This window comes from Streptomyces taklimakanensis, assembly GCF_009709575.1.
Taxonomy (GTDB): domain Bacteria; phylum Actinomycetota; class Actinomycetes; order Streptomycetales; family Streptomycetaceae; genus Streptomyces; species Streptomyces taklimakanensis.
Genome location: NZ_WIXO01000001.1, coordinates 1,149,568 through 1,168,229 on the forward strand (window position 1 = coordinate 1,149,568; position 18,662 = coordinate 1,168,229).

Genomic DNA, 18,662 nt, shown 5'->3' on the forward strand with positions numbered 1-18,662 from the left:
CCGTTGTTGCCCGATGGGGGGAAGGGGGTTCACGGCCGCGCGGTCAGTGGCCGCCGCCGCCCAGGTTGAGGACCACCACTCCGGCGACGACCAGCAGGATCCCGACGATCCTGGCCGCGTTCACCGCCTCGCCGATGAAGACCATTCCGATCAGGGCGATGGCGGCGGTGCCCACGCCCGACCAGATGGCGTAGACGGTGCCCACGGGCATGCTCCTGAGCGTCTGTGCCAGCAGCGCGAAGGCGACGGCGTACCCGGCGGCCGTGCCGAGGGTGGGCCACAGGCGGGTGAAGCCGTCGCTGAACTTCATCGAGGTGGTGGCCAGCACCTCGGCCAGGATCGCGCACGCCAACATCAGGTACACCATGTCCCGAGGCTATGCGGCCTCGGGAGACACCCGCAGCCCGGGTCGGTCGACACGAGCGCGTGTCGACCGACCCGGGCCGCGGCACCGGTGGTGGCCCGGTGCGGGCGCGAGGCGCCGTCAGACGTTGAAGCCGAGGGCGCGGAGCTGCTCGCGGCCCTCGTCGGTGATCTTGTCCGGACCCCACGGCGGCATCCAGACCCAGTTGATCCTCAGCTCGTTGACGAGGCCCTCGGTCGCCGACTTGGCCTGGTCCTCGATGACGTCGGTCAGCGGGCAGGCCGCGGAGGTCAGCGTCATGTCCAGGGTCGCGACGTTCGAGTCGTCGATGTGGATGCCGTAGACCAGGCCCAGGTTGACGACGTCGATGCCCAGCTCGGGGTCCACCACGTCGTACAGCGCCTCGCGGACCTCCTCCTCGCTCGCCGGCTTCGTCGTGGTCTCGGTCTCGCTCATGCGGTCTTCTCCTCAACGGCGCCGCCGCCCAGGGCCTGGGCGGTGGCGTCCTTCCATGCCATCCAGCTCAGCAGAGCGCACTTGACGCGTGCCGGGTACTTCGAGACGCCCGCGAACGCGACCGCGTCCTCCAGGATCTCCTCCATGGCGTCGTCCGGCTCGATCCGGCCCCTGGACTGCATCAGCTCCAGGAAGGTCTCCTGGACGCGGCGCGCCTCGTCCAGGTCCTTGCCCACCAGCAGCTCGTTCAGCATCGAGGCGCTGGCCTGGCTGATGGAACAGCCCTGCCCCTCGTAGCTGACGTCCGCGATGGTCGAGCCGTCGAGCCTCACCCGCAGCGTGACCTCGTCGCCGCACGTCGGGTTGACGTGGTGCACCTCGGCGTCACCGTCGCGGAGCCCCCGCCCGTGCGGGTTCTTGTAGTGGTCCAGGATCACGTCCTGGTACATGGAGTCAAGCTTCACGAGTCACCTTCAGCCACTGCGGTCGTCCGTCATGGGTCACGGAACATCAACCGAAGAAGTTCCGCACGTGCTCCAGCCCCTCCACCAGGGCGTCGACCTCGGCGGGAGTGGAGTACAGATAGAACGACGCACGCGTGGTCGCGGGAATTCCGTACCGCAGGCAGACGGGCCGGGCGCAGTGGTGGCCGACCCGGACCGCGATGCCCTGCTCGTCGAGCACCTGGCCCACGTCGTGGGGGTGGATGTCGCCGAGCGTGAAGGAGATCGCGGCGCCGCGGTCCTCGGCGGTGGCCGGTCCGATGATCCGCAGGTCCGGCACCTCCCGGAGCCTGCGCACGGCGTACTCGGTGATCGCGTGCTCGTGGGCCGCGACGCGGTCCATGCCGATCGCCGAGAGGTAGTCCACGGCGGCGCCCAGCCCGACGGCCTGGGCGATCGGCGGGGTGCCGGCCTCGAACTTGTGCGGCGCGGGGGCGTAGGTGGAGGAGTTCATCGAGACGGTCTCGATCATCTCGCCGCCGCCGAGGAACGGCGGCAGGTCCTCCAGCAGCTCCTGCCGTCCCCACAGCACGCCGATACCGGTCGGTCCGCACATCTTGTGGCCGGTGAAGGCCACGAAGTCGGCCTGGAGGGCCTGCACGTCCAGCGGTGCGTGGGGGGCGGCCTGGGACGCGTCGACGACCACGAGCGCGCCGACCTCCTGGGCGCGGCGGACGATCGCCTCGACCGGGTTGACCGTGCCCAGGATGTTGGAGACCAACACGAACGAGACGACCTTGGTCCGCTCGGTGATGACCTCCTCGATGGTCGACAGGTCCAGGCGCCCGTCGTCGGTGAGGCCGAACCACTTCAGCTTCGCGCCCGTGCGCTGCGACAGCAGCTGCCACGGGACGATGTTGGAGTGGTGCTCCATCTCCGTGATGACGATCTCGGTCCGGTCGTCGACGCGGTACGGCTCGTCCGCCCAGCCGAGCATGTTCGCCACGAGGTTGAGCGACTCCGAGGCGTTCTTGGTGAAGATCACCTCGTCGCGGCTCGGCGCGTTGACGAACGCGGCGACCTTGTCGCGCGCGCCCTCGTACAGCGCCGTGGCCTCCTCGGCGAGCACGTGGACGCCGCGGTGGACGTTGGCGTTGTGCCGCTCGTAGTAGTCGTTCAGCGCGTCGAGCACCTGGCGCGGCTTCTGGGAGGTCGCCGCGTTGTCCAGGTACACGACCTTCTTCCCGTCGTGGACCGTGCGGTCCAGGACGGGGAAGTCCTTGCGGATCGCCTCTGTGTCGAGGAGGCCCGGCAACTGTGTCACGCTCGTGTTTCTCCGTTCTCCCCCGAGCCCGTCGGCCGGGGGTAACCCCATTGTGCGTCCGCGCGGCGAGGCCGTGGGGCGCGCCCGTGGCGCGCGGGGCCGCCACCGGCCCCGCGCGGGACGGCCTCAGGCCGCCTGGCCCCCCTTCACGTAGGCCTCGTAGCCCTCCTCCTCCAGCTTGTCCGCGAGCTCCGGGCCGCCGGACTCGGCGATCCGGCCCGCGGCGAAGACGTGGACGTGGTCGGGCTTGATGTAACGGAGGATGCGCGTGTAGTGGGTGATCAGCAGGGTGCCGACCTCGCCGGACTCGCGGACCCGGTTGACGCCCTCGGAGACGATGCGCAGGGCGTCCACGTCCAGGCCGGAGTCGGTCTCGTCGAGGACCGCGACCTTCGGCTTGAGGAGCTCCAGCTGGAGGATCTCGTGGCGCTTCTTCTCACCGCCGGAGAAGCCCTCGTTGACGTTGCGCTCGGCGAAGGCGGGGTCGATGTTGAGGCGCTCCATGGCCTCCTTGACCTCCTTCACCCAGGTGCGCAGCTTGGGGGCCTCGCCGCGGATCGCGGTGGCGGCGGTCCGCAGGAAGTTGGAGACGGAGACGCCGGGCACCTCGACCGGGTACTGCATGGCGAGGAAGAGGCCGGCGCGGGCGCGCTCGTCCACCGACATCTCAAGGACGTCCTCGCCGTCCAGGGTGACGGTGCCGCCGGTGATCGTGTACTTCGGGTGCCCCGCCAGCGAGTAGGCGAGGGTGGACTTGCCGGAGCCGTTCGGGCCCATGATCGCGTGCGTCTCGCCCTGCTTCACGGTCAGGTCGACGCCGCGCAGGATCTCTCGGGGGTTGTTCGACGAGTCCGTCTCGACGGAGACGTGCAGGTCGCGGATCTCAAGCGTTGCCATGGGGCTTCAGGACTCCTGGGTGATGGAGACGAGCACGGCCGCGTCGGGGCCGTCTCCTTCGATCTTGACGGGGTATACGGGGACGGGGCGCACGGCCGGCGGGCCGGAGGGCTTGCCGGTGCGCAGGTCGAAGCTGGAGCCGTGCAGCCAGCACTCGATCTGGCAGTCCTCCACCTCTCCCTCGGAGAGGGAGACGTTCGCGTGCGAGCAGATGTCGTGGATCGCGAAGACCTCTCCCTCGGTGCGGACCAGGGAGATCGGCGTGCCGTCGATCTCCACCCGCCTGGGGGCGTCCTCCTCCAGCTCGCCGAGCGCGGCGACACGGACGAAGCCCGAGGTGCCCGCTGTGCCTTCCGCGGTGCTCATGCGACCGACGCCTCCAGCTCTTCCTCGATCTTGGCGATCAGACGCTCCTGGAGGTCGGGCAGGCCGATCTGCTGGACCAGTTCGGCGAAGAAGCCGCGCACCACCAGCCGGCGGGCGTCCTGCTCCGGGACGCCGCGCGCCATCAGGTAGAACAGCTGCTCGTCGTCGAAGCGGCCGGTGGCCGAGGCGTGGCCGGCCCCGACGATCTCACCGGTCTCGATCTCCAGGTTGGGCACCGAGTCCACCCGCGCGCCGTCGGTGAGGACGAGGTTGCGGTTGAGTTCGTAGGTGTCGGTGCCGGTGGCCGAGGCCCGGATCAGCACGTCGCCGATCCACACGGCGTGCGCCTCCTCGCCCTGGAGGGCGCCCTTGTAGACGACGTTGCTGCGGCAGTTCGGCACCTCGTGGTCGACCATGAGCCGGTGCTCCTGGTGCTGACCGTTGTCGGTGAAGTACAGGCCGTACAGCTCGGCCTCGCCGCCGGGGCCCGCGTAGTTGACGCGCGGGTGGAGGCGCACGACGTCACCGCCGAAGGTGACGACCACGGACTTGAAGGTCGCGTCCCGGCCCACCAGCGCGTTGTGCTGGGAGCAGTGGACGGCCGTGTCGTCCCAGTCCTGCACGGAGACGACCGTCAGCTTGGCGCCGTCGCCGAGCACGTACTCCACGTTGGCGGCGCGCACCCCGCCGCCGGTGTGGTCGATGACGACGATCGCCTCGGCGAAGGCGCCGAGCTCGAAGACGGTGTGCCCGAAGGACACGCCGCCCTGGCCCTGGATGCCGACGCGGATCGGCTCGGTGAGCGCGGTCTCCTTGGGCACGGTGACGACCGTGGCCTTCTCGAAGGCGCTGTAGGCCTGGGCGGCGACCCGGTCGACCGGCTTGCCGGCCCGGCCGAGGCGGGTGTCGTCGCGGCCGACGGTCTCCACCGTCACGCCCTCGGGCGCGGAGATGTCGACCTTGACGCCGCCCTCGGCGGTGGCGGTGCCGTCGTGCAGGCCTTTCAGCCGCTCCAGGGGAGTGAAGCGCCACTCCTCCTCGCGGCCGTGCGGAACCGGAAAGTCCGCCACGTCGTAGGACGGCGGCGCGCTCATCCTGGTGGCGACGGTGGACTCGGCCGCCACCGCGATCGATCCGGTGGTGTTGGCACCCGCCGGAATGTTCTGAGCCTCAGCCATGGCTGTCGTGTTGCTCGCTCTCTCGTCTCTTTGTGTTCGCTCGCCTCGGGGGGCGGACCCGCCGCCGGCGCTCCTCGACCCGCGCTCCGCTCGTGCCTCGCCGCGCGTGGTCCCGGCGCTTCCGACGGCGGCGCCCCCTTCGGTCCGCTCACGGTCACGGGGTGGCCGAATGGTCCGACCGGCCGGTCCGGGCGCCGGTCAGCCGACCGCGCCCTCCATCTGCAGCTCGATCAGCCGGTTGAGCTCCAGCGCGTACTCCATCGGCAGTTCCTTGGCGATCGGCTCGACGAAACCGCGCACGATCATCGCCATCGCCTCGTCCTCGGACAGACCGCGCTGCATCAGGTAGAAGAGCTGGTCGTCGCTGACCTTGGAGACCGTCGCCTCGTGGCCCATCGTCACGTCGTCCTCGCGGACGTCGACGTAGGGGTAGGTGTCGGAGCGCGAGACCGTGTCCACCAGCAGCGCGTCGCACAGGACGTTCGACTTGGAGTTCTCGGCGCCCTCGGCGATCTCGATCAGGCCGCGGTAGGAGGTGCGGCCACCGCCCCGGGCCACCGACTTGGAGACGATGTTGGAGGAGGTGTTGGGCGCCATGTGCACCATCTTGGCGCCGGCGTCCTGGTGCTGGCCCTCACCCGCGAAGGCGACCGAGAGGGTCTCGCCCTTGGCGTGCTCGCCCATCAGGTAGACGGCCGGGTACTTCATGGTCACCTTGGAGCCGATGTTGCCGTCGACCCACTCCATCGTCGCGCCCTCGTAGGCCACGGCGCGCTTGGTGACCAGGTTGTACACGTTGTTCGACCAGTTCTGGATGGTCGTGTAGCGGCAGCGGGCGCCCTTCTTGACGATGATCTCCACCACCGCGGAGTGCAGCGAGTCCGACTGGTAGATCGGCGCGGTGCAGCCCTCGACGTAGTGGACGTAGGCGTCCTCGTCGACGATGATCAGCGTCCGCTCGAACTGGCCCATGTTCTCGGTGTTGATCCGGAAGTAGGCCTGGAGCGGGATGTCCACGTGGACGCCCTTGGGCACGTAGATGAACGAGCCGCCGGACCACACCGCCGTGTTCAGCGCGGCGAACTTGTTGTCGCCGGCCGGGATGACGGTGCCGAAGTACTCCTGGAACAGCTCCGGGTGCTCCCTGAGCGCGGTGTCGGTGTCCAGGAAGAGGACGCCCTGCTTCTCCAGGTCCTCGCGGATCTGGTGGTAGACCACCTCGGACTCGTACTGGGCGGCGACACCGGCGACCAGGCGCTGCTTCTCGGCCTCGGGGATGCCCAGCTTGTCGTAGGTGTTCTTGATGTCCTCCGGCAGGTCCTCCCAGGACTGGGCCTGCTTCTCGGTGGACCGCACGAAGTACTTGATGTTGTCGAAGTCGATGCCGCTCAGGTCGGAACCCCAGTTCGGCATGGGCTTCTTCTCGAAGAGCTTCAGGCCCTTCATGCGGAGCTTCAGCATCCACTCCGGCTCGGACTTCTTCGCCGAGATGTCGCGGACGACCTCCTCGGAGAGGCCGCGCTTGGCCGAGGCGCCGGCGGCGTCCGGATCGGCCCAGCCGTACTCGTACTTGCCCAGGCCCTCCAGCTCAGGGTGGGCAGTCTCCGTGGGGAGAGTCATGCGGGGTTCCTCCCGGCCGTGCTTGCAGATGCTGCGGTGGTCTTGGATGTCGTGGGCGCTGCCCCGGGGGGCGTGGCCACCTGGGGGATGAACGTCGTGCACACCCCGTCGCCGTGGGCGATGGTGGCCAGACGCTGAACATGGGTGCCGAGCAGGCGGGAGAAGACCTCGGTCTCCGCCTCGCACAGCTGCGGGAACTGCTCGGCGGCGTGGGCCACCGGGCAGTGGTGCTGACAGAGCTGCTCTCCCCCGGGGCTCCGCCCGGGGACGTTCCCGGCGGGGGCGGGCGCGCTGCGCGCGGTGGCAGCGTACCCGTCCCGGGAGAGGGCCTCGGCCAGGACCCTGGCGCGGTCCTCGGGAGCGGCCCGCTCCAACTCGGCCCGGTACCGCTCGGTCTGGGCGGCCACGCGGGCGCGCGCGAAGTCCGCGACCGCGGCCCGGCCCTTCTCGCCGCCGCCGGCCGCCTGCGCTATCCAGCGCATGGCGTCGACGGCGAGCTGGTCGTACGCCTGGTCGAAGGCGCCGCGCCCGCGGTCGGTGAGCGCGAAGGCCCGGGCGGGACGCCCCCTGCCGCGCGCGCCGTGGACCCGCTTCTCACGGGCTTCGACGATCCCCTCGGCGACGAGCGCGTCGAGGTGGCGGCGGACGGCCGCCTGGGTGATCTCCAGCCGCCGGGCCAGTTCGGCGGCGGTGGAGGGGCCGTGGTCGAGGATGGAACGGGCGACCCTGTCGCGGGTGCCGTGGTGCTCGTCGGAGGTGGAGGGACCGGGGGCGCGGGTTTCGCCGCTGCGGGCCGTCATCTGCGTCTCACGCCTCCTCGCTCCGTCCGGTTCCGCTCCGCTCCGCCGGGGCGTCGCCCCGGCGGACCTTTTTCACAACGCCATTGTTGCGTAATTCGAAGGGGGGCGGCAAGCCAGGCCCTGACCTGCCGAAATGGCATGCGTCACGTAAGGTGAGCCTTACTCGGCGCTCCCCGGCGCTCCCCGACGCTCCCCCGCCGCTCGTCCGGCGCCCGCCCGGCACCGCCTCCCGTCGGAACACGGGTCACCGGGCGCGCCCCTCGGCCCGCCCGTGGCGACGGGCGCCCGGGCTCCTAGACTCGCACCCATGCGAGACACGGCGGCCGTCGAGGTCGCGGGGCTGGTGAAGCGGTACGGGAACACGACCGCGGTGGACGGGCTGGACCTCACCGTGGGGCGCGGCACCGTGACCGCCGTCCTCGGCCCCAACGGAGCCGGGAAGACCACCACCATCGAGACCTGCGAGGGCTACCGCCGCCCCGACGCGGGCACCGTCCGCGTGCTGGGCCTCGACCCGGTCGCGGACGCGGGGGACCTGCGGCCCCGGGTCGGCGTGATGCTCCAGAGCGGCGGCGTCTACCCCACCGTCCGGGCCGCGGAGATGCTGCGCCACATGGCCGCGCTGCACGCCCATCCGTTGGACGTCGACGCGCTGCTGGAGCGGCTGGGGCTCACCGGCTGCGGCCGCACCCCCTACCGCCGGCTGTCGGGCGGCCAGCAACAGCGGCTGGCCCTGGCCATGGCCGTGGTCGGCCGGCCGGAGCTGGTCTTCCTGGACGAGCCGACGGCCGGTCTGGATCCGCAGGCCCGCCGCGCCGGTTGGGACTTGGTGCGGGAGCTGCACGCGGACGGGGTGACGGTGGTGCTGACCACCCACCACATGGACGAGGCCGAGACGCTCGCCGACGACGTGGCGATCGTCGACGAGGGCCGGGTGATCGCTCGGGGCAGCCCCGAGGAGCTGTGCCGGGGCGGCGCCGAGAACACCCTGAGCTTCACCGGCCGCCCCGGCCTGGACCTGGGCTCGCTGCTCAAGGCCCTGCCCCCGGGCACCTCGGCCGACGAGCCGGCCCCCGGCACGTACCGGCTGACCGGCACCGTCGATCCCCAACTGCTGGCCACGGTGACGTCCTGGTGCGCCCAGAACGGGGTGCTGCCGGACGGCATCGCGGTGGAGCGACACACCCTGGAGGACGTCTTCCTGAACCTGACGGGCAAGGAGCTGCGGTCGTGAGCACCCCGAACACCGAGACGACGGGGAGCGCCGGGCACGGCGCGTACGCCCCCCGGCCGGGTGCCGCGCCGCTCCTGCGGATGATCGTCGCGCAGGCCGTCCTGGAGACGCGGCTGCTGCTGCGCCACGGCGAGCAACTGCTGCTGACCGTCGTCATCCCGACGCTGCTGCTGGTGCTGTTCAGCGCCGTGGAGATCGTGGACCTGACCCGGGGCGACGAGGGCGACGGCGAACGGGTGGACTTCCTGGCTCCGGGCGTGCTGGCGCTGGCGGTGCTCTCCACCGCCTTCACCGGTCAGGCCATCTCCACCGGGTTCGAGCGGCGCTACGGCGTCCTCAAGCGCCTGGGCGCCTCGCCGCTGCCCCGGTGGGGGCTGATGGCGGCCAAGACGTGCGCGGTGCTGGTCGTCGAGGTGCTCCAGGTGGCGCTGCTGACCTCGGTCGCGCTGGCCCTGGGCTGGTCGCCGCACGGGAGCCCGCTCGCCGTGGCGCTGCTGCTGCTCGCCGGAACGGCGGCGTTCTCCGGGCTCGGACTGCTGATGGCCGGGACGCTGCGGGCCGAGGCGACACTGGCCGCGGCCAACCTCGTCTTCGTCCTGCTGCTGGTGGGCGGCGGGGTCGTGGTGCCGCTGGAGAGGTTCCCCGCCGCGGTGCGCGGAGCGCTGGAACTGCTGCCGATCTCCGCGCTCTCGGACGGGCTGCGGGAGGTGCTGCGCGACGGCGCCGGAACGCCGTGGGGGAACCTGGCGGTCCTGGCGGTGTGGGCGGTGCTCGGTCTGGCCGCGGCGGCCCGCTTCTTCCGCTGGGAGTGAGCGACGGGCGCGGGGCCGCGCGCCGGTCGCCCCCTCGTGAAAGCCTGCACAAGCCCCCGCCTACCATGGCTGCGTGTCCAAACTGCTCGAATTCGCGCGGAATCCCGTCGCGTACGTCGCCAGGCGCTGGGATCCCGCCCAGCGCGTCGTGGAGCGCGCCACGCTGACCGCGCTCGCCATGAGCGTGCTCATCGTGGTCACCGGTGGGGTGGTGCGGCTGACCGGCTCGGGGCTGGGGTGCGAGACCTGGCCCAAGTGCAGCGGGGACAGCCTGATCGCCACGCCGGAGATGGGACTGCACGGCGCCATCGAGTTCGGCAACCGCCTGCTGACGTACGTGCTGTGCGCCGCCGTCGGCTGGGCGATCCTCGCGGTGCGCTCGGCGAAGCCGCGCCGCCGGGACCTGTCGCGCCTGGCCTGGTCGCAGTTCTGGCTGGTCGTCGCCAACGCCCTGATGGGCGGCATGACCGTGCTGATGGAGCTGAACCCGTACACCGTCGCCGTCCACTTCCTGCTCGCCACCGCGCTGCTCACGGTCGCCGCGGTGACCTGGCTGCGGGCCCGTGAGGGCGACGGGGAGCCGCGCCCGCTGGTGGGAACGCGGCCGCGCCTGCTCTCCCGGGCGCTGACGGTCGCCTCCGTCGCGCTGATCGTCGCCGGCACCGTGGTGACGGGGGCGGGCCCCCACGCGGGCGACAGCAGCGACGTGCCGCGGATGGGCGTGGACTGGGAGGCGGCCACCCGGGTGCACTCCCTGCTGGCGTGGGCCGTGGTCGGCGCGACCGTCCTGCTGTGGTCGGCGCTGCGCGCCGCGGGCGCCCCGAGGCGGCCCCTGGCCCGCACCCGGGAGCTGTTCCTGGTGCTGATGGCGCAGGGCGCGATCGGCTACGCACAGTACCTGACCGAACTGCCCGAGGTGTTGGTGGCGCTCCACCTGTTCGGCTCCTGCCTGGTGTGGATCGCCGTGCTGCGGATGCTGCTGTCGCTGCGCGAGCGCGGTCTGCCGCCCACCGTGGACGGCGGGGCGGACGCCACCGCCGCGCTCCCCCGGTCCGCCGCTCCGGCCGGTCTCGCCGCCGGCCGGTAGTCGGCGGGGCCCGGCAGGCTCCCCGGTTCCCCCACCGGCCGTCCCGCCCCGTGCGGACCGTCGGCGTGCGGACCGTCGGCGCGGCACGGCGGACCCGCGCGGACGGCCCGGCGGACGGGCGGCACGGGCCGTCGGCGCGTCGGGGACGCCCCGTCGGGTGCGCCGCCCGTCTTCGCGCGTCAGTCGTTCTTCGGGCCGCCGAGCTGGATGCCCGCCATCCGCTCCCACTCGTAGGGGCCGGTGCGGATGCGGGCGGCCAGGTCGCCGTCGAGCTTCTCGTGGAGGGCGACCCCGGCCTTCCTCGCGGCCTTCTCCGCCACGTCCCGGGAGGGGGCCACCAGATCGCCCCAGCCGCCGTCGGCGCCGACCAGGACCAGCCGCACGCCGCGCTGCCCGAGGTACGCGATCTGTCCGTCGGCGCCGCCGCGCTCCTTCGCGAACGCGGTGATCTCCTTGGCGAGCTTGGTCACCCAGCGCTGGGCCCGCGCGTCGGCCCCGGTCTCTTCCGCCTGCTGTGTATTGGCCATGACCTGGATGCTACCGGCGGGTAGATCACCTGGCGACCGGTGCCCCGGGTGGCCTGTGCCACCCCCGCGACCCGCCCGCGGAGGAAGGTCGCGACCGTCCGCGCCTCAGCGCAGGAACGGGTCCACCGCCACCGCCACGAACAGCAGCGACACATACGTGATCGACCAGTGGAACAGCCGCATCTCCTTGAGCTTCGCCCCGGTGATCCCGGCCTTGGCACGGGCCTGGAGGGCGTGGGCCTCCCACAGCCACCAACCACCCGCGACGGCCGCGACCAACGGGTAGAACCAGCCGACGTAGCCCAGCGGCCACAGGGCGAGCGAGACGGCCACCATGACCCAGCTGTAGACCACGATCTGCCGGGCCACGGCCCGGTTGCCCGCGACGACCGGAAGCATGGGGACCCCCACGCGGGCGTAGTCGTCCTTGACCTTCATCGACAGCGGCCAGTAGTGCGGCGGCGTCCAGAAGAAGATCACCAGGAAGAGGACGACGGCCGCCCAGCTCACCTCGTTCGTCACCGACGACCAGCCGATGAGGACGGGCATGCAGCCGGCGATGCCGCCCCAGACGATGTTCTGGGCGGTGCGCCGCTTGAGGAGCATCGTGTAGACGACCACGTAGAACAGCAGCGCGCCCAGGGACAGGGCCGCCGAGAGCCAGTTGACCAGCAGGCCGAACCACACCGTGGAGACCACGGCCAGGGAGAGGCCGAAGACCAGCCCCTCGCGCGGCGAGACGACCCCGGTCACCAGCGGGCGCCGCTCGGTGCGGTGCATCAGCGCGTCGATGTCCCGGTCGAGGTACATGTTCAGCGCGTTGGCGCCGCCCGCCGACAGGTAGCCGCCGATGCAGGTGGCCAGCACCAGCCACAGGTCGGGGACGCCCTGCTCGGCGAGGAACATCACCGGAATGGTGGTGATCAGCAGCAGTTCGATGATCCGCGGCTTGGTCAGCGCCACGAAGCCCTTGACACGGGCCCCGAGCGGCCGATGTGCTGGGCTCGGATCGAGCTCCCCCACAGCCCTTCGGGCGTGGGCGGTACCCCCACCCGCGGGACGGGATTCGACGGCCGTCACGGACACCCCTGATCACGATGCGACATGCGCGGCTCGCGCCGCGTGGGAACAAGCGAGCCCAGACCCTCGGGGCCGACGGTGACTCGCACGTACCACGCCACTGTAGACGCCGGCCATACGCCACTCGCCCCGGGGGTGGTCCGTGTTGGGGACGCCCCCGCCCCCGGGAGTCCGAAGGCGCCCACCCGGCCGGCCGGCGGACCGACCCCGCCCGCGGAGGGCCCGGGGTCGAACGGAACGGGCGAACCGACGAGCGGGCGGAGGCGGGACCGACCCCGCCGACGACTACGCGGAGTGACGGAAACCCGGACCCCGTCCCTGACGGAGGATCTCCGCTCATGTGCGCTCCGTGTCCGTCAGATGCCCAGCGCGAGCCCGGCGGGACGCCCGGTTCGAGACGGTTCGTCCATGGCGCCGCCCAAAGGATGAGTACCCGGAAAAGGGGAACACCAGCGGGGGTACGCTCGACACCGCCCGGTGTGACCCAACGGACACCGGCCTTCGACCTGTGGAGAGGAGCCCTGACGCAGGGTGAGCACCAAGCCGACCACAACAGACCTCGAGTGGACCGAACTGGATCAGCGGGCTGTCGACACCGTCCGTGTCCTGGCCATGGACGCCGTGCAGAAAGTCGGCAACGGCCACCCAGGTACGGCCATGAGCCTGGCGCCCGCCGCGTACCTGCTCTTCCAGAAGCTGATGCGGCACGACCCGTCCGACGCCCGGTGGGTCGGACGGGACCGGTTCGTCCTCTCTCCCGGCCACACCAGCCTGACGCTCTACATCCAGCTCTACCTGTCCGGTTACGGGCTGGAGCTCGACGACCTCAAGGCCTTCCGCACCTGGGACAGCAAGACCCCCGGCCACCCCGAGTACGGCCACACGGTCGGCGTGGAGACCACCACCGGTCCGCTGGGCCAGGGCATCGCCAACGCCGTGGGCATGGCGATGGCCGCCCGCTACGAGCGCGGCCTGTTCGACCCGGACGCCGCCCCGGGCACGTCCCCCTTCGACCACACCATCTGGGCGATCGTCTCCGACGGCGACCTGGAGGAGGGCGTCTCCGCCGAGGCCTCCTCGCTGGCCGGCCACCAGAAGCTGGGCAACCTCGTCGCCCTGTACGACGACAACCACATCTCGATCGAGGGCGACACCGCGACCGCGCTCTCCGAGGACGTCCTGAAGCGCTACGAGGCCTACGGCTGGCACGTCCAGCGCGTCGAGCAGGCGCCCAACGGGGACTTCGACGTCCAGGCGCTGTACGCGGCGCTGACGGCGGCCCGGGAGGAGACCGAGCGTCCCTCGATCATCGCGGCCCGCACGATCATCGCCTGGCCCGCGCCGAACGCCCAGAACACCGAGGCCTCGCACGGCTCCGCGCTGGGCGATGAGGAGGTCGCGGCCACCAAGCGGGTGCTGGGCTTCGACCCCGACAGGCACTTCGACGTCGCCGACGAGGTCCTGGCGCACGCCCGCCGGGTCGTGGACCGGGGCCGTGCCGCGCGCGAGGCGTGGGAGGGCGAGCTCGCCAAGTGGCGCGAGGCCAACCCCGAGCGCGCCGCCGACTTCGACCGGATCAACGCCGGCGAGCTGCCCGAGGGCTGGGAGAAGGCGCTGCCGTCCTTCGAGCCGGGCAAGGACATGGCCACCCGCAAGGCGTCCGGCGCCGTGCTGAAGGCGCTGGGCGGGGTGCTGCCCGAACTGTGGGGCGGTTCCGCCGACCTCGCGGGCTCGAACAACACCACGATCGACGCCTCCTCGTCCTTCCTGCCGGCGGACAACCCGCTGCCGGAGGCCAGTCCGTACGGCCGCACGGTGCACTTCGGCATCCGCGAGCACGCCATGGGCTCGACCATGAACGGCATCGCGCTGCACGGCAACACCCGGATCTACGGCGGCACCTTCCTGGTGTTCTCCGACTACATGCGTCCGGCGGTCCGGCTGGCCGCGCTGATGAAGCTGCCGGTCACCTACGTGTGGACGCACGACTCCATCGGTCTGGGCGAGGACGGCCCGACCCACCAGCCCGTCGAGCACCTGGCCGCGCTGCGCGCGATCCCGGGCCTGAACATGGTCCGTCCGGCCGACGCCAACGAGACGGCCATCGCCTGGCGCGAGGTCGTGCGCCGCCACGGCGACCGTCCGGCCCCGCACGGCATCGCGCTGACCCGTCAGAACGTGCCGACCTACGAGCCGAACGAGGACGCCGCCCGCGGTGGCTACGTCCTGCTGGAGGCACAGGACGCGCAGGGGCGGACCACCGAGCCGCGGGTCGTCCTGATCGGCACCGGCTCCGAGGTGCAGCTCGCCGTCGCCGCGCGCGAGACCCTCCAGGCCGAGGGCGTGCCCGCCCGGGTGGTGTCGATGCCGTGCCTGGAGTGGTTCGAGGAGCAGGACCGCCAGTGGCGCGAGCACGTCCTGCCTCCGGCGGTGCGGGCCCGCGTGGCGGTCGAGGCCGGCGTCGGCCTGACCTGGCACCGGTACGTCGGCGAGGCCGGCCGGATCGTCTCCCTGGAGCACTTCGGCGCCTCGGCCGACTACAAGGTGCTCTACCGCGAGTTCGGCCTGACCCCGGAGGCGGTCGTCGCCGCCGCCCGGGAATCGATCGACGCCGCAGCACGCTGACGCCAACAGGCAACGGAAACAGGAGAGCATCCTCATGACAGACGCACTCAAGCGCCTGAGCGACGAAGGCGTCGCGATCTGGCTGGACGACCTGTCCCGCCGGCGCATCACGTCCGGCAACCTCGCCGAGCTGCTGGACGAAAGCCACGTCGTGGGCGTCACCACCAACCCGTCGATCTTCCAGAAGGCGATCTCCGAGGGGCACGGCTACGACCGGCAGATCACCGATCTCGCCTCCCGCGACGTCACGGTGGAGGAGGCGATCCGGATGATCACCACCGCCGACGTCCGTGACGCCGCCGACGTGCTGCGCCCGGTCTACGACGCCACCGGCGGCCTGGACGGCCGGGTCTCCATCGAGGTGGACCCGCGGCTGGCCCACGCCACCCGGCCGACGGTCGCCGAGGCCAAGCAGCTCGCCTGGCTGGTGGACCGCCCCAACACCTTCATCAAGATCCCCGCCACCCGCGCCGGGATTCCGGCGATCACGGAGACCATCGCCTCGGGCATCAGCGTCAACGTCACGCTGATCTTCTCCATCGAGCGCTACCGGATGGTGATGGACGCCTACCTGGAGGGTCTGGAACAGGCCAAGGCCAAGGGCCTGGACCTGTCCGACATCCACTCCGTGGCGTCGTTCTTCGTCTCCCGGGTGGACACCGAGGTCGACAAGCGGCTGGACGCCCTGGGCACCGACGAGGCCGGCGCGCTCAAGGGCAAGGCCGCGCTGGCCAACGCCCGGCTGGCCTACCAGGCCTACGAGGAGGTCGTGGCCTCCGACCGCTGGACGGCCCTGGAGGCCGCCGGCGCCAACCGGCAGCGTCCGCTGTGGGCCTCCACCGGTGTGAAGGACCCGGCCTACCCCGACACCCTCTACGTCACCGAGCTGGTCGCCCCGGGCACGGTCAACACCATGCCGGAGGCCACCTTGAAGGCCGTCGGCGACCACGGCGAGATCACCGGCGACACGGTGCGCGGCACCTACGAGCAGGCCCGCGCCGACCTCGACGCGCTCGCCAAGCTGGGCATCGACTACGACGAGGTCGTCGAGAAGTTGGAGGTCGAGGGCATCGAGAAGTTCGAGAAGTCCTGGAGTGACCTGCTGGCCTCCACCGAGGCCGAGCTGAAGCGTCTCGCCCCGAAGGAGGCATGACGCAGGTGAGCAACGCAGCCAATCCGCTGCGTGACGCACAGGACCGGCGGCTTCCGCGAATCGCGGGGCCGTCGGGCCTGGTCATTTTCGGCGTCACGGGTGATTTGTCGCGAAAAAAGCTGATGCCGGCCATCTACGACCTCGCCAACCGGGGCCTGCTCCCCCCGGGCTTCTCCCTCGTCGGCTTCGCCCGCCGCGAATGGGAGGACCAGGACTTCTGCCAGGTGGTGTACGAGTCCGTCAAGAAGTACGCCCGCACCCCCTTCCGCGAGGAGGTCTGGCGGCAGCTCGGCGAGGGGATGCGCTTCGTCCCCGGCGTCTTCGACGACGACGAGGCGTTCGCCAAGCTGAAGTCCACCATCGAGGAGTTGGACGCCTCGCGCGGCACCGGGAGCAACTTCGCCTTCTACCTCTCGGTGCCGCCGAAGTTCTTCCCCACCGTCCTGGAGCAGCTCAAGAAGCACGGGTTGAACGAGGCCCCGGAGGGCTCCTGGCGCCGCGCGGTCATCGAGAAGCCCTTCGGCCACGACCTGGCCAGCGCCCAGGAGCTCAACCGGGTCGTCCACCGGGTCTTCCGGCAGTCCGACGTCTTCCGGATCGACCACTACCTGGGCAAGGAGACCGTCCAGAACATCCTGGCGCTGCGCTTCGCCAACACGATGTTCGAGCCGCTGTGGAACCGCAGCTTCGTCGACCACGTCCAGATCACGATGGCCGAGGACATCGGCATCGGCGGTCGGGCGGGCTACTACGACGGCATCGGCGCGGCGCGCGACGTCATCCAGAACCACCTGCTCCAACTGCTGGCCCTGACCGCCATGGAGGAGCCCGTCTCCTTCGACGCCAAGGCGCTGGTCACCGAGAAGCTCAAGGTGCTCAACGCGGTGCGGTTGCCCAAGGACCTGGGCCGTCACACCGTGCGCGGACAGTACCGGGCCGGCTGGCAGGGCGGCGAGAAGGTGCCCGGCTACCTGGAGGAGGAGGGCATCGACCCGGCCTCGCGGACCGACACCTACGCCGCCATCAAGTTGGAGATCGACAACCGCCGGTGGGCGGGCGTTCCCTTCTACCTGCGCACCGGCAAGCGGCTGGGGCGCCGGGTCACCGAGATCGCGGTGGTCTTCCAGCGCGCTCCCTACTCCCCCTTCGACGCCACCGACACCCGGGAGCTGGGGCAGAACGCCCTGGTCATCCGGGTGCAGCCGGACGAGGGCGTCATGATCCGGTTCGGCTCCAAGGTGCCCGGCACCTCGATGGAGATCCGCGACGTGACGATGGACTTCGCCTACGGCGAGTCCTTCACCGAGTCCAGCCCGGAGGCGTACGAGAGGCTCATCCTGGACGTCCTGCTGGGCGACGCCAACCTCTTCCCCCGGCACCAGGAGGTCGAGCGGTCCTGGGAGATCCTGGACCCGATCGAGGAGTACTGGGACGCACACGGCAGTCCCGAGCCGTACACCGCCGGGACCTGGGGGCCCCAGGCGGCCGACGAGATGCTCGCACGTGACGGACGGAGCTGGCGGCGGCCATGAACATCGACCTCACTGACACCACGTCCGGTCGGATCAACGCGACCCTGGTGAAGGCGCGGCGCGCGATGGGCAGCCCGGCCGTCGGCATGGTGCTCACGCTCGTCATCGTCACGGACGAGGGCAGCCACTACGACGCGCTCAAGGCGGCCAACGAGGCGTCGAAGGAGCACCCCTCGCGCATCCTCGTCGTCGTCCGGCGTCCGGGCCGCTCCCCCCGGGACCGGGCCACGGCCCGGCTGGACGCCGAGGTGCGGGTGGGCGGCGAGACCGGCACCGGGGAGACGGTCCTGCTGCGGCTGCACGGCGAGTTGGCGAACCACGCCCACAGCGTGGTGCTGCCCCTGCTGCTGCCGGACGCCCCCGTGGTCGTCTGGTGGCCGGCCGACGCGCCCGAGACCCCCTCGAAGGATCCGTTGGGCGCCCTCGCCCAACGACGCATCACCGACGCGGCGGAGACCGAGGACCCGGTCGCGGCGCTCCGGCTGCGCGCCGACTCCTACGCGCCCGGCGACACCGACCTGGCCTGGACCCGCGTCACCCTGTGGCGCAGCGTGCTGGCCGCCGCGCTGGACCAGAAGCAGACCCGGGTCACCGCGACCGTGGTCGAGGGCGAGGAGTACAACCCCAGCGTGGAGTTGTTGGCGCTCTGGCTCGCCGCGCGACTGGACGCCCCCGTGGACCGGGTGGTCTCCGACGGTCCGGGCATCACGGCCGTGCGGCTGTCGACCGAGGAGGGCGACATCCGTCTGGACCGCGGCTCCGACTCGCTGGCCAGGCTCTCCGTGCCCGGTCAGCCGGACCGGGGCGTGGCGCTCCACCGGCGTTCCACGGCCGAGCTGATCGCGGAGGAGCTGCGGCGCCTGGACCCGGACGAGACGTACGCGCAGGCGGTCGGCTTCGGCCTCGACCGGCTGGGCCACGCGGCCCCGGAAGCGGGCGCCGGGACCGCGGCGGACGCGGAACCGACGGGCGGTTCCGGGAGCGACGGGGACGCCGGGGCCACCGGGAGGACGGCGCCGAAGGGAGCCTCCGCCAGGACCTCGGGGGGCGCCGCGAAGGGCTCGGGGAAGAGTCGGACGAAGCGCTCCGGCGGGGAGGCGGCCCGGTGAGCGCCACCGAGTCCCTCTCCCCGCCGGCGCCCCGGATCGTCGTCCACCCGGACAA

At 71.5% G+C, this 18,662-nt stretch carries 18 protein-coding genes; 7 read left to right on the forward strand and 11 right to left on the reverse strand.

The features are described from left to right. Positions 1 to 43: 43 nt before the first annotated feature. From F0L17_RS05125 to F0L17_RS28000, 9 genes are all read right to left on the reverse strand, one after another. Positions 44 to 367 carry a DMT family transporter gene (locus F0L17_RS05125; RefSeq protein WP_155070140.1) on the reverse strand — a complete coding sequence of 108 codons (324 nt, stop codon included), beginning with the start codon at positions 365 to 367 and terminating at the stop codon, positions 44 to 46. A 117-nt stretch (positions 368 to 484) separates the two neighbouring features. Further along, positions 485 to 820 carry a metal-sulfur cluster assembly factor gene (locus F0L17_RS05130; RefSeq protein ID WP_155070141.1) on the reverse strand — a complete coding sequence of 112 codons (336 nt, stop codon included), beginning with the start codon at positions 818 to 820 and terminating at the stop codon, positions 485 to 487. Continuing rightward, a complete protein-coding gene (gene sufU / locus F0L17_RS05135) occupies positions 817 to 1,284 on the reverse strand; it encodes a Fe-S cluster assembly sulfur transfer protein SufU (RefSeq protein ID WP_162465817.1) in 468 nt (155 codons plus the stop codon). The genes F0L17_RS05130 and sufU overlap by 4 nt, the downstream gene beginning before the upstream one ends. 46 nt (positions 1,285 to 1,330) lie before the next feature. After that, the gene (locus tag F0L17_RS05140; RefSeq protein ID WP_162465818.1) at positions 1,331 to 2,587 is read right to left on the reverse strand and encodes a SufS family cysteine desulfurase; all 1,257 of its coding nucleotides are present in this window, start codon (positions 2,585 to 2,587) and stop codon (positions 1,331 to 1,333) included. Positions 2,588 to 2,713: 126 nt separating this feature from the next. Beyond that, complete coding sequence (gene sufC, locus F0L17_RS05145; RefSeq protein ID WP_155070143.1) at positions 2,714 to 3,484, reverse strand: Fe-S cluster assembly ATPase SufC; 771 nt, start codon at positions 3,482 to 3,484, stop codon at positions 2,714 to 2,716. A 6-nt stretch (positions 3,485 to 3,490) separates the two neighbouring features. After that, entirely contained in the window at positions 3,491 to 3,850 is a 360-nt protein-coding gene (locus tag F0L17_RS05150) for a non-heme iron oxygenase ferredoxin subunit (protein WP_155070144.1), read from the reverse strand. After that, positions 3,847 to 5,028, reverse strand: coding sequence for a Fe-S cluster assembly protein SufD (sufD, locus tag F0L17_RS05155; protein WP_155070145.1), 1,182 nt, complete (start codon positions 5,026 to 5,028; stop codon positions 3,847 to 3,849). The genes F0L17_RS05150 and sufD overlap by 4 nt, the downstream gene beginning before the upstream one ends. A gap of 198 nt (positions 5,029 to 5,226) precedes the next feature. Then, entirely contained in the window at positions 5,227 to 6,648 is a 1,422-nt protein-coding gene (gene sufB / locus F0L17_RS05160) for a Fe-S cluster assembly protein SufB (RefSeq protein WP_155070146.1), read from the reverse strand. Then, the gene (locus tag F0L17_RS28000; RefSeq protein ID WP_155070147.1) at positions 6,645 to 7,448 is read right to left on the reverse strand and encodes a helix-turn-helix transcriptional regulator; all 804 of its coding nucleotides are present in this window, start codon (positions 7,446 to 7,448) and stop codon (positions 6,645 to 6,647) included. Before F0L17_RS28000 ends, sufB begins: the two co-directional genes overlap by 4 nt. Positions 7,449 to 7,755: 307 nt before the next feature. Here F0L17_RS28000 and F0L17_RS05170 point away from each other — a divergent pair, with 307 nt between their 5' ends. The 3 genes from F0L17_RS05170 to F0L17_RS05180 all read left to right on the forward strand — a co-directional run bounded on the left by F0L17_RS05170 (position 7,756) and on the right by F0L17_RS05180 (position 10,581). After that, on the forward strand, positions 7,756 to 8,682 hold the full coding sequence (locus F0L17_RS05170; RefSeq protein ID WP_155070148.1) for an ABC transporter ATP-binding protein: 927 nt from the start codon (positions 7,756 to 7,758) through the stop codon (positions 8,680 to 8,682). Between the two features lie 80 nt (positions 8,683 to 8,762). Beyond that, positions 8,763 to 9,494 carry an ABC transporter permease gene (locus tag F0L17_RS05175; protein ID WP_155073175.1) on the forward strand — a complete coding sequence of 244 codons (732 nt, stop codon included), beginning with the start codon at positions 8,763 to 8,765 and terminating at the stop codon, positions 9,492 to 9,494. A gap of 73 nt (positions 9,495 to 9,567) precedes the next feature. Next, complete coding sequence (locus tag F0L17_RS05180; protein ID WP_162465819.1) at positions 9,568 to 10,581, forward strand: COX15/CtaA family protein; 1,014 nt, start codon at positions 9,568 to 9,570, stop codon at positions 10,579 to 10,581. A gap of 179 nt (positions 10,582 to 10,760) precedes the next feature. Here the strand turns inward: F0L17_RS05180 and F0L17_RS05185 are convergent, their stop codons facing one another. After that, complete coding sequence (locus F0L17_RS05185; protein ID WP_155070149.1) at positions 10,761 to 11,108, reverse strand: hypothetical protein; 348 nt, start codon at positions 11,106 to 11,108, stop codon at positions 10,761 to 10,763. 105 nt (positions 11,109 to 11,213) lie between these two features. Further along, positions 11,214 to 12,188, reverse strand: a complete 975-nt coding sequence (locus F0L17_RS05190; protein ID WP_420802380.1) for a heme o synthase — start codon at positions 12,186 to 12,188, stop codon at positions 11,214 to 11,216. A gap of 531 nt (positions 12,189 to 12,719) precedes the next feature. Here F0L17_RS05190 and tkt point away from each other — a divergent pair. Genes tkt through opcA form a run of 4 tightly spaced genes read left to right on the forward strand, consistent with a single transcriptional unit; the run spans position 12,720 to position 18,607 of the window. Continuing rightward, positions 12,720 to 14,813, forward strand: coding sequence for a transketolase (gene tkt, locus F0L17_RS05195; RefSeq protein WP_162465821.1), 2,094 nt, complete (start codon positions 12,720 to 12,722; stop codon positions 14,811 to 14,813). Positions 14,814 to 14,847: 34 nt separating this feature from the next. Continuing rightward, positions 14,848 to 15,966: a transaldolase gene (tal, locus tag F0L17_RS05200; protein WP_155070150.1), complete on the forward strand. Its 1,119-nt coding sequence runs from the start codon at positions 14,848 to 14,850 to the stop codon at positions 15,964 to 15,966. After that, positions 15,963 to 17,498 carry a glucose-6-phosphate dehydrogenase gene (gene zwf / locus F0L17_RS05205; RefSeq protein WP_155070151.1) on the forward strand — a complete coding sequence of 512 codons (1,536 nt, stop codon included), beginning with the start codon at positions 15,963 to 15,965 and terminating at the stop codon, positions 17,496 to 17,498. The genes tal and zwf overlap by 4 nt, the downstream gene beginning before the upstream one ends. Beyond that, positions 17,495 to 18,607 carry a glucose-6-phosphate dehydrogenase assembly protein OpcA gene (opcA, locus tag F0L17_RS05210; protein WP_155070152.1) on the forward strand — a complete coding sequence of 371 codons (1,113 nt, stop codon included), beginning with the start codon at positions 17,495 to 17,497 and terminating at the stop codon, positions 18,605 to 18,607. Before zwf ends, opcA begins: the two co-directional genes overlap by 4 nt. Positions 18,608 to 18,662 lie beyond the last annotated feature (55 nt).